The organism is Selenomonas sp. oral taxon 137 str. F0430 (assembly GCF_000183625.1).
In the GTDB taxonomy this organism is placed as follows: domain Bacteria; phylum Bacillota; class Negativicutes; order Selenomonadales; family Selenomonadaceae; genus Centipeda; species Centipeda artemidis.
In genome coordinates this window covers 269354-281604 of the sequence record NZ_AENV01000008.1, presented here as the reverse complement: position 1 = coordinate 281604, position 12251 = coordinate 269354, and the positions used below count along the sequence as shown (strand labels likewise).

The following is a 12251-nucleotide window of genomic DNA, read 5'->3' as shown; positions in this document are numbered from 1 at the left end:
AGAATATGTTCACATTCGTACTGACCCACGCCTATCTCATTCCGCTCTTTCCCGCGATCGCGTTTCTCATCATCGCGCCCTTTACACGGTCAAAGAAGAATCTCTCGGCGGCGATTGCGATCGCGCTGATGGCGGCGGCGTTCGTGTTCTCTGTCTGCATCGCGTTTGCGGTCGTGGATTATCAAATCACGATGTCCGACCCCTATGTGATGAAAACGCTGTGGGCAAAGGTCGGTAGCGTAGCACTCGAGATGGGCGTGCTCATCGACCCGCTCACGGCGATGATGCTCGTCATCGTGACGCTCGTCTCCCTGCTCGTCTACATCTACTCCGCCGGCTACATGGAACACGACGCGGGCATGGGGCGGTTCTTCGCCTTCATGTCGCTGTTCTCGGCGGCGATGCTCGGACTCGTGGTCGCGCTCAACTTCCTCCAGCTCTATGTGTTCTGGGAGGGCGTCGGGCTTTGCTCGTACCTCTTGATCGGCTTTTACTATCAAAAGGTAGCGGCGCGCGAGGCGGCGAAAAAGGCGTTCATCACAACGCGCATCGGCGACTTCGGAATGCTGCTCGGCATTCTGCTCGTGCAGATCACATTCGGCACGATGGATTTCGTCGAGCTGCGCATGATGGTGCCGCCCTATGCGATTGCCGCAGGGACGGGGATGCTCACGCTCATCGGATTCCTGCTCTTCATGGGCGCCATCGGCAAATCCGGGCAGTTCCCCCTCCATGTGTGGCTGCTCGACGCGATGGAAGGCCCCACGCCGACCTCAGCGCTCATCCACGCAGCGACGATGGTTGCGGCGGGCGTGTTCCTCGTGGCGCGTGCATTCTTCATCTTCAGCACGTCGCCCGTCGTGATGGACTTCATCGCGGGGCTCGGGGCGTTCACGGCGCTCTTCGCCGCGGTTATTGCCGTGACGCAGCGGCGGTTCAAGGCGGTGCTCGCGTACTCGACGATCAGTCAGCTCGGCTACATGATGATGGCGGTCGGCGTCGGCGCGTTCTCCGCCTCGATGTTCCACCTCATGACGCACGCCTTCTTCAAGGCGATGCTCTTCCTCTGCGCGGGTGCGGTCATGCACGCGCTGCACGACGAGACGGACATCACGAAGATGGGCGGGCTCTATCAAAAAATGCCGCTGACCTTCGCGGCAATGGTGATCGGCGTACTTGCCATTGCGGGCATTCCGCCGTTTTCGGGATTTTTCTCCAAAGACGAGATCCTCGCGGCGGTCATGCACGCGAGCACGCCGCTCTACGTCATGGCGACGGCGACGTCCTTCCTCACGGCGTTCTACATGGCGCGCCTCCTCATCCTCGCGTTCCTCGGAGAGAATCGGAGCGAACACGAGGCGCATGAGGTCGACGCCCGCATGTGGCTGCCGATGGCGGCGCTCGCCCTGCTTACGATCGGGAGCGGGCTGTGGGGCTATTTCGGCGGATTCTCGCTGTGGGTTCACGCGGGCACGCCGCATCACGAGGCGATCGATTGGACGGTGGCGGTGGCGAGCACCGCGCTTGCGCTCCTCGCCTTTGCTGCCGCGTATCAGATCTACGGACGGCACAGCTTCCGCGCATCGATGGAGCGCAAGCGTTTCGGATTCGTTTATCGCGTCATCTACAATAAATTTTACATCGACGAGCTCTATGCGCATATCCGCACGCGCTTCGTCTACGGGACGGCGGTCGTCCTGCGTTGGATCGACGAGAAGATCTTCGACGGCACGATGTACGGACTCGGCGGCTATGCGCTCGCGACGAGCGACCTCCTCACGGAGTCCGCGAACGGACAGGCGCAGCGCTACGTCGTGGTCTTTTACACGGGTGTGCTCATACTCCTGTGCTATGCGCTCTATTGGGCGGTGCAGGTGCTTGCGTATTGGGGAGGAGGTGTCACGCGATGACGGCGGTTCCCGTTCTTTCGATCATCCTATGGCTGCCGCTCGTGGCGGCGTGCATCATTGCGCTCCTGCCGGGCGGGCTGCACAGTGCGATTCGGCGGCTTTCGGCGGCGGCGATGGTACTCACGCTGCTGCTCATCCTCCACGTCTATGCGAATTATGACCTCATGCGGGGCGGGATGCAGTTCACGGAGTACGTTCCGTGGATCACCGACCTCGGCGTCGCCTATGCGCTCGGCGTGGACGGCATCTCGCTGCCTATGCTGCTCCTCACGGGCGTCGTCGGGCTTGCGGCGGTTTTTAGCTCGTGGCACGTCGAGAAACGCGTCAAGGAGTATTTCGTCCTCCTCCTCATCGTCATCGGGGGCGTCACGGGGGCGTTCCTCGTGCGCGACATGTTCCTCTTCCTCGTGCTCTGCGAGATGGTCGTCGTGCCCGCGTATCTGATGGTGCTCATCTGGGGATCCTCGGAGCGTGTCTCGAAGGAGCACGCGGCGATGAAGATGACGATCTTCCTCCTCGTCGGCTCCGCGTTCATGCTGCTCGGCGTGCTCCTCCTCTATGTGAGTGCGTATGAGACGGGGATGCGCACGTTCGACTTCGAGGCGCTCGCCATGGCGGCGACGTCGGGGCTCATCCCGTGGGAGGTGCAGGTCACCGCATTCCTCCTCCTGCTCGTCGGCTTCGGCTCGCATCTCTCGATGTTCCCGTTTCACATTTGGTCGCCCGACGGCTACGCGGGCGCGCCCACCGCGATCTCCATGATCAACGCGGGCGTGCTGAAAAAAATTGGCGGCTACGCGCTCATCCGCATCGGCATCTTCATCCTGCCGCTCGGCGCAAAATTTTGGGCGCCCGTCATCGCTGTGCTCGCGATGATCAACGTCATTTACGCCTCCTACATCGCGCTCGCACAGCGCGACATCAAGTATATGATCGCCTATTCGTCCGTCTCCCATATGGGCTATGTCCTGCTCGGCTTTGCGGCGCTGAACGCTGTGAGCGTCAGCGGTGCGGTTGCGTATATGGTGGCGCACGGCATCATGCTCGCGCTCTTCTTCTCGCAGATCGGCTATATCTACGACAAGACCGACCTGCGCAGCATCGGCGATCTCTGGGGGCTCGCGCATCACCGCCCGCACATCACGGTCGGATTCATGCTCGCAGGTCTGTGTTCGCTCGGACTGCCGGGACTGATCGGCTTCATCCCTGAGTTCACAATCTTCGTCGGCGTGATGGAGGTCTACCCCGTCATCGCCGTCATCTCCGTGAGCGGCATCGTATTTACCGCGTTCTACGTCCTGCGGATGCTCGCGCGCGTCCTCTTCGGGCCTCGCACGGAGCGGTTCACCGCGATCCCGGACACACAGAAAATCGACCTCGCGCCGCTCTTCGTGCTCGGTGTGTTCCTCGTCGGACTCGGCGTGTTCCCGGGGCTCTTGATGAACGTCGTTGACAGCGGCGTCGCGCCGCTCGTGCCGCTCTTTGAGCTGCTGAAAGATGCGCCGACGATACTCGGAGGGGGGATGTGATGATGGCGGACATGAATTTTGCAGCGCTCTCCGTTGAGATCGGCATCGCCGTACTCATGGCGGCGGTGCTCCTCCTCGATTTGATTCTCGAAAAAAATGCGCCGCGCCGGATTCTCGGCGGCGTGACCGCCGTCGGACTGCTTGCCGTGCTCGCGGGCGCGGTGGGGATGTATCCGCCGGACGGCGGCGCGATCGCGTTCTATGCCGGACATTACATCGTGGACGGCTATTCCGTATTCTTTAAGATGCTCTTCATCGTGGGGATGCTCTCCACCGTCCTATTCTCCATGGACTACGCCGAAGAGGTTCTGCCGCACCGCGGTGAATACTATGTGTTGCTCCTCGCAGCGCTCCTCGGCATGTGCGCGCTCGCCTCGGCGAACGATCTCATGACCGCGTTCGTCGGGCTGGAGCTCATGACCGTCTCGTTCTATGCGCTCGTCGCGCTGCGGACGGATGCGCCGCGTTCGGCGGAGGCGGGGATGAAATACCTCGTCTTTGGCGCGGGCTCGACGGCGGCGCTGCTCTACGGCATGAGCCTTGTCTACGGCATGACGGGGACGATGCTCTTTCAGGGGATCGCACAGGGCTACGGGATGCTCTTTCCGCTCGGGCTCATCGGCGTCGTGCTGATGCTCGCGGGATTCTTCTTCAAACTCTCGATCATCCCGTTCCACCTATGGGCGCCCGATGTTTACGAGGGCGCGCCCGCGCCCGTCACGGGACTGCTCGCCATGTGTTCGAAGGCGGCGGGCATCGCCGTCCTCCTGCGCGTCCTCTTCGTTGCGTTCCCCGTGCTCGCCGCATATTGGGCGCACCTGATTGCCGTGCTCGCGGCGGTCTCCGTGGTCGGCGGCAATCTCATGGCGTTCCGGCAGACGAATATCAAGCGGATGCTCGCGTACTCGTCCATCGCGCAGGCAGGATACATGATGAGCGCGCTTGTCGCCACGAATGCCGCGGGCATCAAGGCGGTGCTCTTCTACGCGATGGTCTACGTCTTCGCGAACGTCGCCGCGTTTGTCACCGTTACCTATCTCGAGATGAAGCGCGGCGCGGCGGACTTTGACACCGTGCGCGGGCTTGCAAAGGAGTCGCTGCTCCCCGCGGGGCTTCTCATGGTCGCCCTACTCACGATGGCGGGACTGCCGCCGACGGCAGGCTTCGTCGGGAAGATCTATATCTTCTCCGCCGTCATCGACGCGGGCTATCTCTGGCTCGCGGGCGTCGGGTTCGTCATGTCCATGGCGTCCGTCTACTACTACCTCCTCGTCATTAAGGAAATGTACCGCGACGTAGACCCGGGAGAGAAAGAGGTCAAAAGCAAACTCGCACTGCCCCTGCCCGCATCCGCCGTCGGCGTTCTCGCCGTCCTCTGCACACTCATCGTCGGCATCTGGGCGCAGCCCCTCTCAATCCTCAGTAATATCGCGGTCTATACCTTTATGCGGTGAAACTTCATACGAAAACGGAGTCGTGGTGCATTTGTACCTCGACTCCGTTTTTGCATCCATTTTGCTTTACATTGTAAATCAAAGAATGTAAAATCCGTGCGTCTCACTTTCAGGAGTCCGGCCAATTTAATGTGGCCGGGCGTGTTTTTATGTGGAAAAATTTTCTTTTTCCCACGTTTTATGGTATCCTACATATAGTCTTTTAGACAGGGAGGAAGGGTGCATTATGTCAGAGTATACATATACGGTGGAAAAACCGTGTCCGGTCTGTGGGGAAGAGACGCACGTGACGAAGATGAAAGCGCGCCTGATCACGCTTGAGACGGATGAGGATTACTGCGTTCACTATGAGGGGGTGAACCCTTACCGCTATCGTGTATGGATGTGCGAACACTGCGGCTTTGCCGCCGATGAAAAACAGTTCACGGGCGAGCCTCTGAAGGCGCGTGACAAGGATAAGATCAAGGAGCTTCTTGCGGGGCATAAGGTCAATCTTCCGTATAAAGAGGAGCGGACAGTAGAGGAGGCAATCCGCGCGTACAAGCTCGGCATCTACTTCGCTGAGCGGCTCGGCTGGCCGCTGCAAAAACAGGCGGGCTACTGCATGGGCATGGCGTGGGTCTACCGCGATACAGACGATCGCGATAAGGAAAACGAGGCGCTGCTGCGTGCGGCGGAACTCTACGAAAAATCTGTTATGACGGAGCACTACCCGATCAATGGTATGAGCGATATGATGGCAATCTATATGACGGGAGCGGCATACTACCGTCTTGAGAATTATGAAAAGGCGACGCAGATGCTTTCGCAGATCATGAGCGATCAGGAAGTGCGTAAGAACGATGCAAAACTCTTCGAGCGCACGCAGAACCTGTGGCTCGAACTGCGCGAGAAGAAGGCCGCGGCAGAGAAAGCGAACGGTTAATGGTTATTGATATTCCGGCGCATTTCATTGAGGATTTGCGCAGTTTCGATTGGAGCACGATCCGGGAGACGGTGCAGGACTATGCACCTGTATTGACCGCACTTCGCGATACTTGGGATCGCGAGACACTAACGGAAATCGCGGACGGGCATCTCTTCGTGCGCGATGCGACGATGAACGAGGCGATCGCAAAAAATCTCGGTACAGACGGGAGCATCACGGGCATCACACTCACATCGCACGCGAACGGAACACTCGACATCGTATGCACAACGGCAAAAAAATATAAGCGTATCGAGTTGTCCGGTACGATCGAGGAAATGGTGCATGACGGTGAGAAGTCGTACGCCGTCTACCGTGTACGTAAGAAGAAAGTTCCCAATCACGGGCTTGTCTCGTGGATTTTCGCGCGTGTTTCGCTCTCTATGGTGGAGCGCATGGTCGGGCATCTCGACGTCTCGGATCGCGTCCCCGTTGATGTGCACGGCAATACGGTGCGCGTTGATTTCCACGAGGTGTTGGCGGCGTCTCGTCTTGGGCAGACAGAGTTCCGCGGGCACAGACTCATCGATATGATTGAGATTGAGGGGGCGCAGGTGCGCGACGGCGGTATCATGTTTGATACAAAACTGAACGTGCCGGATGATGTGAAGGATGCACTGAGAAACATTTTGAAGGACAAGGTGCAGCCGGGGACACCGGAAGGAGGTACAGAGTGAGAAGGAATATGCTCATTCGTATACTTTGTTTTGTTTTGGTGCTGGGATTGTTCCCGCAGATAACGGAGGCGGCAAAGTCGGCTCCCGTGACCGAGAAAATTCTCTTCATCCCGCATGACAGCCGCCCCATCTCGAGCAAACAGACGGCGGATGTCGTGGCACAGCTCGGCTACGACATTGTCGTACCGCCGAATGACCTCCTCGGCAACCGCGAGGATCTCGGTCATCCCGATGAACTGTGGGCATGGGTGCGGACGAATATCGCGCAGCCCGGGGTGAAGGGGGTTGTCATCTCCTCCGACGCTGTGATCTACGGCAGCCTTGTCGGCTCGCGTAAGCATACGTATTCGCGCGACGAGGTCATGGCACGCGCCGCGCGGTTTGCAGAGCTTCAGAAGGAGCAGCCGAAGGTACCTCTCTATGTGTTCGGCTCGATCATGCGTACGCCGCGCACCGCCGAGGCATCAGGGCACGAGGAACCGGAGTACTACCGCCGCTACGGAGCCGACATCTTCCGCTACACGGTTCTGCGCGACAAGGACGAGGTCGAGGGGCTGACACGACGCGAGAAAAAGGAATATGCTTTTCTTGAGCGGCTGATCCCGAAAGAAGCGCTCGCCGACTGGATGGGGCGCCGCGAGAAGAATTATGCGGTGAACTCATACATGATTGAGCTCATGCGAAAAAAAGGGACATTCCGGTACCTTGCGCTCGGGCGCGACGATAATGCGCCGTTTTCGCAGACCCATCTCGAGAGCCGCCACCTTACGCAGGAGGGCGCGGATCTCGGAAAGACGCGCTTTCAGACGATGGCGGGCATCGACGAGATCGCCCTTCTCATGCTCACGCGTGCCGTTAATGAGCAGCGCCATGAAATTCCCTTTGTCTATCCGCGTTACAATTGGGGGCGCGGGGAAGAAACCGTACCCGCCTACTCGGATGAAAAAATCGGTACCTCCATCAACGATGCCGTCCTCGCCGCAGGCGGCATGGTCGTGCGTGCACCCGAAAAGGCAGACGTCGTGCTTACGGTGAACACAAATCCCGACGGGCGAACCTATGAGGCAAATGCCGCCCTGAATGACGGGACACCGCGTGAGGGAACAACATATTTTGCCGATATTGTCTCCGACTACGTGGGGAAGGGCTACCCCGTTGCGATTGCCGACGTTGCATTTGCCAACGGTTCGGATAACGCACTCATGGCGGAGCTGCAAAAGCGTGGTCTGCTCTATAAGATTCGCGCCTATGCGGGCTGGAATACGCCGACAAACAGCTCCGGCTTTGCCATCGGCGAGGGGATGCTCGTCCGTCATATGAGCGGCGACGCCGCCGATCGTCTGCTCACGACACGCTATCTCGACGACTGGGCGTATCAGGCGAACGTGCGCAACACCATCGCGCGCCAGCTCACATGGCTGCGCGGCGACGGCTTCTACGGCAGTCTTGGCTCGAAGAGGGATGCCGTCAGTGCCCGCTCTACACGTATGATGAACCGCTTCATTGAGGAGAATCTGCCGCCGCTTGCGGACATTGATACCGTAGAGGTCACATTCCCGTGGAACCGCATGTTTGAGTCCGATATTCTGCGCGGTGAACGCGGTTTTGCCTATGATTTTCTTGCAAAGAGGAGTCAGTAATATGCATCGAAAATATCTGATCGCTTACTTTTCTGCCTCTCCTTCACGGCGGACAGAGAAAATTTCCGAAAAAATTGCGGATGTGATAGGGGCAGACCTTTATGAGATTGTGCCCGCCGTTCCCTATACCGAGGACGATCTCAATTGGAATAATGAAAAGAGCCGTTCGAGCGTTGAGATGAACGACCCGGCAAGCCGCCCGGAGATCGCGGGTGAACTGCCCGATATTTCGCATTATGAGACCGTCTTTGTGGGATTCCCGATTTGGTGGTATATTGCACCGCATATTATCAATACGTTCCTTGAGAGCTGTGACTTGAAGGATAAGACCGTCGTTCCGTTTTCTACCTCCGGAGGCAGCCCTATGGGACAGACCACAGCACACCTGCGTCCTTCGGCGCCGGGCGCCCTCGTCAAAGAGGGGCGGCGGTTTGAGATGGGGGAGACGCCGATGGCGATTAATTCGTGGATTGCCTCCTTGGGCATTTAGGTGACGCGGGATTTTTGCGCCCGGCGTCGTCATCTCAAACAGATTCAATTCATGCGCGCCCTTGGGGCGCGCATTATACTTATGGGGGAACTATGAAACGCAGAAACTTCCTGCTCGGCACGCTCGCGGGGATTGGCGCACTTGCAGGCGGAGCGGGACTCTTCGTCTCGCAGGAAAAATTCGGCCGCGCCCCGCAGGGCGCGCGCCTCGAGCGCATCAAGCAGTCACCGCATTATGTGAACGGGCAATTCGTCTGCCTCGAACCCGTGGAATACATGAATGACAAGCTGCCCGACGAGGAGCGCCCCGGACGTATTGAGACCCTGTGGCGTGTTCTCTTTGACACGGATGACGGCCGCATTCCAAAGGAACTTATCCCGAGCAACAAAACCGATCTCGCCGCGATTCCGCGCGAGAAGGATATTGCCGTATGGATGGGGCACTCGACCTTTTACCTTCAGATTGCGGGACGGCGCATTCTTATCGATCCTGTCTTTTCCGCATACGGATCGCCCGTCTTTTTCATCAATCGCGCCTTCCGCGGAAGCAATGTCTATACGGCGGCAGATATTCCCGAACTTGACGTCCTCCTCATGACGCACGACCACTGGGATCATCTCGACTACGCGACGGTCATGGCGCTGAAGCCCAAAATCAAGGAGATTGTCTGTCCGCTTGGTGTCGGAGAATTCTTTGAGGCATGGGGATTTGACCTTTCACATCTGCACGAAGAGGATTGGGATACGGACATTGCGCTCGCCGATGATTTCCACATTCACATCCTGCCGTCGCAGCATTTTTCCGGGCGATTCCTTACGCGCAACAACACCGAGTGGTGTGGATTTGCGATTATTACGCCTGAGCGGCGCGTCTATATGAGCGGCGACGGCGGCTATGGAAAACATTTTCGAACCATCGGCGAGCACTTCGACGGATTTGATCTCGCGCTCATGGAGAACGGGCAGTACAACATGCAGTGGCACCCGATCCACATGCTGCCTGCCGAGACGGCGCAGGCGGCGGAGGACGTGCGCGCGCGCGCCGTCCTCCCCGCACACAGCGGAAAATTCGCCCTTGCTCTGCACAAATGGCAGGAACCCTATGCGGAGCTTCTGCATGAGAGTGCAGGGCGTCCCTATCGTGTTGTGACGCCGCGTATCGGTGAGGCGGTGGATATCGCTTCTCCGGCCGACTACCCGCACTGGTGGGAGGGGATGGCGTGATACGCGATTTTGGTGCATTGTAGTTCCCGGTCTGCATCCTTTACGTATTTGTAATGTTGCACGGGAGAAATTCGCTAAGTTCCTGTAAGATCCTTCCGATAAATTAAGCAGGAGGACTTTTGTTGTGAAAAATTCTAAAATTCGATTTCCAATGATTTTCGTTGGTATTTTTACGGCGGCGATCCTTGCGGCGCTCTATGTTTCGACAATTGGGCGTATGGAGAAGGCGAGCGCCGCCGAGAGCGTCAAGCTCTACTGTGACGCGCTCGTGCGGCAGGACGAGACGGCGCAGAAACGGCTTGCGTCCTACGGCGCGCCGATGGAGTCGTTCAATATGAAGTCGGCGTTCGAGAATGCTTTGCAGACGACGGGGGCGGTGCTCTCCCCCGAGGAGGCGGCGCAGCTCGGCGACGCATATATGGAGTCACTGCGCCGCGCGACGGTCGAAACGACGACCTCGGAAGAGGGGAAGGGCGTGGCGACGGTCGAGGTGACGGTGACGCGGTTCGATATGCAGGGGGCAAAGGAAAAGGCGTCCTCGCTCCTGCGAAAGCGCATGCGTCTTGACGCATCGCCCGAGGAGATCCGCCGGGTTGCCGTGGAGGCAACGGCGGAGGCGTATCGCGATCTGCAGCCCGTCGGCACGGTGACATTCTATGTACCCGTGCGCTATAACGAAAAGACGCGTATTTGGGATCCTGCCGACCCAATGCAGTTCGGCTTTGATCTATCGAAACAGACGATGGGAGTGGCGGAATAATGGCGGAAAAAGACTGGAAAGATCTCAATCGCGAGACGGCGGAGGGAAACCCGCGCCGTCCCGAGGGTGCGGCGGGGCGCGCGATGCTCACGCGCATGAACGAGAGCCATGCGAAGCTCACGGCGTGGGGGCTGAGCCTCCTCTCCTTCGTACCGAATGATACCGTGCTCGACGTCGGCTGCGGCGGCGGCAACACACTCGCACGCATGGCAGAGCGCGTGACGGCGGGGCATCTCGTCGGCATCGATTATTCCGAGACGTCGGTCGAGGCGTCGCGGGCATTCAACAGCGCGCTCGTGGCGTCGGGACGCATGGAAATTCTCTCCGGATCGGTAGAGTCTCTGCCGTTCCCGGACGCGCACTTTGATAAAGTTGTGACCGTTGAGAGTTTCTACTTTTGGCCGAATCCTGCGGAGAGCTTGAAGGAGGTCGCGCGCGTTGTAAAGCCGGGCGGGATGTTCCTCCTGCTTGCGGAGATCTACGAGCGCCCCGATCTCCCGGCAGGCATTCGGGAAAAGGTTGAGGCATACGAGCTGACGAATCCGACGCCCGCGGAATTTGAACGGCTCTTCCGTGCGGCGGGATTCCCCGAGGTCGAGACACATTTTATGGACGGCGAATATTGGATCGCCGTTCTTGGGAAAAGATAAATAGAGAGTCGGTATGCCGGTGCATCGTACGCATCGGCATACCGGCTCTTTTATCTATGCTGCGCGAGTGTGCGGACGAATCTCTCGATGTGCGCGGGCGGATGCTGCGCATAGAGGAGTCCGTAGGGGACGGCGTACGCCCAATCGACGGGAATCGTCACGAGCGCGGGATGCACATCCTTCCAACAAGAGAGCGTCAGCAGTACGCTGCCCGTTTCGGCACAGCGGTTGAACACCGAGATATCGTAAAAATGCGCCGTGTCCTCAATGCGGACATGCAGATCCCCTTCTAATGTGCGGCGCGCGGCGTCGTTGGTCGCGGAGTCGCCCGCGGCGACCATGAGCACCGTTTCGCCGCGGAGGTCGGACGGCGCGAGCAGTTTCTTTTGGGCAAGGCGATGTCCGCGGGGCACGGCACACATAATGTCATAGCGTCCCAGCGGCAGCATATTGCATTTTTCCAGCCATGTGTCGGACTCGCATGCGGCGACGAGGAAATCGTATTTCTCGCCAATGCGCGCAATCTCTGCAAGAATGCCGTTGTGATCGTCCTCGAAGGGAACGAGATTCAGCGCGTAGTCCGGGAACGTCTCGCTCATTTGGTACCAGAGATCCATGAACGGCTTTGCCGGATTGAGCATCGAGGTTCCCACGCGAAACACCTTCGGTTCTTCGGTCATGGCGCGGCGCGCGTTTTCTATCGACTGCGCGGCATAGTCCGTCAGAAACTGTGCGTCCTTGCAGATCACCTCGCCCGCAGGAGTCAGGCGGACGCCGTGCGAGCTGCGTGTGAGGAGAGGAAACCCAAGACGGCTCTCGAGCGTATTGATCTGTTTCATCACCGCCGTGGGAGAGATGAAGAGCCGTTCGGCTGCCTTGCTGAAACTGCCGCAGTCCGCGACCGTTAAAAATACCGATACCTGTGTGCTGATCATATGATGCCTCCGGTTT

11 protein-coding genes are annotated in these 12251 nt (G+C 58.7%); 10 read left to right on the top strand and 1 reads right to left on the bottom strand.

The annotated features are described in order from the left end of the window. Positions 1 to 5 precede the first annotated feature (5 nt). The 10 genes from nuoL (at position 6) to HMPREF9162_RS06550 (ending at position 11300) form a co-directional block, all read left to right on the top strand. Entirely contained in the window at positions 6 to 1910 is a 1905-nt protein-coding gene (gene nuoL, locus HMPREF9162_RS06595; RefSeq protein ID WP_009438717.1) for an NADH-quinone oxidoreductase subunit L, read from the top strand. Beyond that, complete coding sequence (locus HMPREF9162_RS06590; RefSeq protein ID WP_009438744.1) at positions 1907 to 3439, top strand: NuoM family protein; 1533 nt, start codon at positions 1907 to 1909, stop codon at positions 3437 to 3439. Before nuoL ends, HMPREF9162_RS06590 begins: the two co-directional genes overlap by 4 nt. Then, positions 3439 to 4893 carry an NADH-quinone oxidoreductase subunit N gene (locus tag HMPREF9162_RS06585; RefSeq protein WP_009438629.1) on the top strand — a complete coding sequence of 485 codons (1455 nt, stop codon included), beginning with the start codon at positions 3439 to 3441 and terminating at the stop codon, positions 4891 to 4893. The genes HMPREF9162_RS06590 and HMPREF9162_RS06585 overlap by 1 nt, the downstream gene beginning before the upstream one ends. A gap of 226 nt (positions 4894 to 5119) precedes the next feature. Continuing rightward, the gene (locus tag HMPREF9162_RS06580) at positions 5120 to 5818 is read left to right on the top strand and encodes a DUF2225 domain-containing protein (RefSeq protein ID WP_009438846.1); all 699 of its coding nucleotides are present in this window, start codon (positions 5120 to 5122) and stop codon (positions 5816 to 5818) included. Continuing rightward, on the top strand, positions 5818 to 6537 hold the full coding sequence (locus HMPREF9162_RS06575) for a hypothetical protein (RefSeq protein ID WP_009438923.1): 720 nt from the start codon (positions 5818 to 5820) through the stop codon (positions 6535 to 6537). The genes HMPREF9162_RS06580 and HMPREF9162_RS06575 overlap by 1 nt, the downstream gene beginning before the upstream one ends. A gap of 8 nt (positions 6538 to 6545) precedes the next feature. Further along, positions 6546 to 8177, top strand: a complete 1632-nt coding sequence (locus HMPREF9162_RS06570; RefSeq protein WP_009438628.1) for a DUF4127 family protein — start codon at positions 6546 to 6548, stop codon at positions 8175 to 8177. A 1-nt stretch (position 8178) separates the two neighbouring features. Further along, entirely contained in the window at positions 8179 to 8667 is a 489-nt protein-coding gene (locus HMPREF9162_RS06565) for a flavodoxin (RefSeq protein WP_009438824.1), read from the top strand. Positions 8668 to 8759: 92 nt separating this feature from the next. Further along, the gene (locus HMPREF9162_RS06560; protein WP_009438606.1) at positions 8760 to 9890 is read left to right on the top strand and encodes an MBL fold metallo-hydrolase; all 1131 of its coding nucleotides are present in this window, start codon (positions 8760 to 8762) and stop codon (positions 9888 to 9890) included. 124 nt (positions 9891 to 10014) lie between these two features. Further along, complete coding sequence (locus HMPREF9162_RS06555) at positions 10015 to 10650, top strand: hypothetical protein (protein WP_009438635.1); 636 nt, start codon at positions 10015 to 10017, stop codon at positions 10648 to 10650. After that, entirely contained in the window at positions 10650 to 11300 is a 651-nt protein-coding gene (locus HMPREF9162_RS06550; protein WP_009438690.1) for a class I SAM-dependent methyltransferase, read from the top strand. Before HMPREF9162_RS06555 ends, HMPREF9162_RS06550 begins: the two co-directional genes overlap by 1 nt. A gap of 50 nt (positions 11301 to 11350) precedes the next feature. Here HMPREF9162_RS06550 and HMPREF9162_RS06545 read toward each other — a convergent pair whose 3' ends face one another. Beyond that, a complete protein-coding gene (locus tag HMPREF9162_RS06545) occupies positions 11351 to 12235 on the bottom strand; it encodes a LysR family transcriptional regulator (protein ID WP_009438801.1) in 885 nt (294 codons plus the stop codon). Between the last annotated feature and the right edge of the window lie 16 nt (positions 12236 to 12251).

Bases quoted from the DNA above. Each gene is read 5' to 3' on its own strand.
- nuoL (WP_009438717.1), top strand. From the start codon at position 6: ATGTTCACATTCGTACTGACCCACGCCTATCTCATTCCGCTCTTTCCC.
- HMPREF9162_RS06590 (WP_009438744.1), top strand. From the start codon at position 1,907: ATGACGGCGGTTCCCGTTCTTTCGATCATCCTATGGCTGCCGCTCGTG.
- HMPREF9162_RS06585 (WP_009438629.1), top strand. From the start codon at position 3,439: ATGATGGCGGACATGAATTTTGCAGCGCTCTCCGTTGAGATCGGCATC.
- HMPREF9162_RS06580 (WP_009438846.1), top strand. From the start codon at position 5,120: ATGTCAGAGTATACATATACGGTGGAAAAACCGTGTCCGGTCTGTGGG.
- HMPREF9162_RS06575 (WP_009438923.1), top strand. From the start codon at position 5,818: ATGGTTATTGATATTCCGGCGCATTTCATTGAGGATTTGCGCAGTTTC.
- HMPREF9162_RS06570 (WP_009438628.1), top strand. From the start codon at position 6,546: ATGCTCATTCGTATACTTTGTTTTGTTTTGGTGCTGGGATTGTTCCCG.
- HMPREF9162_RS06565 (WP_009438824.1), top strand. From the start codon at position 8,179: ATGCATCGAAAATATCTGATCGCTTACTTTTCTGCCTCTCCTTCACGG.
- HMPREF9162_RS06560 (WP_009438606.1), top strand. From the start codon at position 8,760: ATGAAACGCAGAAACTTCCTGCTCGGCACGCTCGCGGGGATTGGCGCA.
- HMPREF9162_RS06550 (WP_009438690.1), top strand. From the start codon at position 10,650: ATGGCGGAAAAAGACTGGAAAGATCTCAATCGCGAGACGGCGGAGGGA.
- HMPREF9162_RS06545 (WP_009438801.1), bottom strand. From the start codon at position 12,235: ATGATCAGCACACAGGTATCGGTATTTTTAACGGTCGCGGACTGCGGC.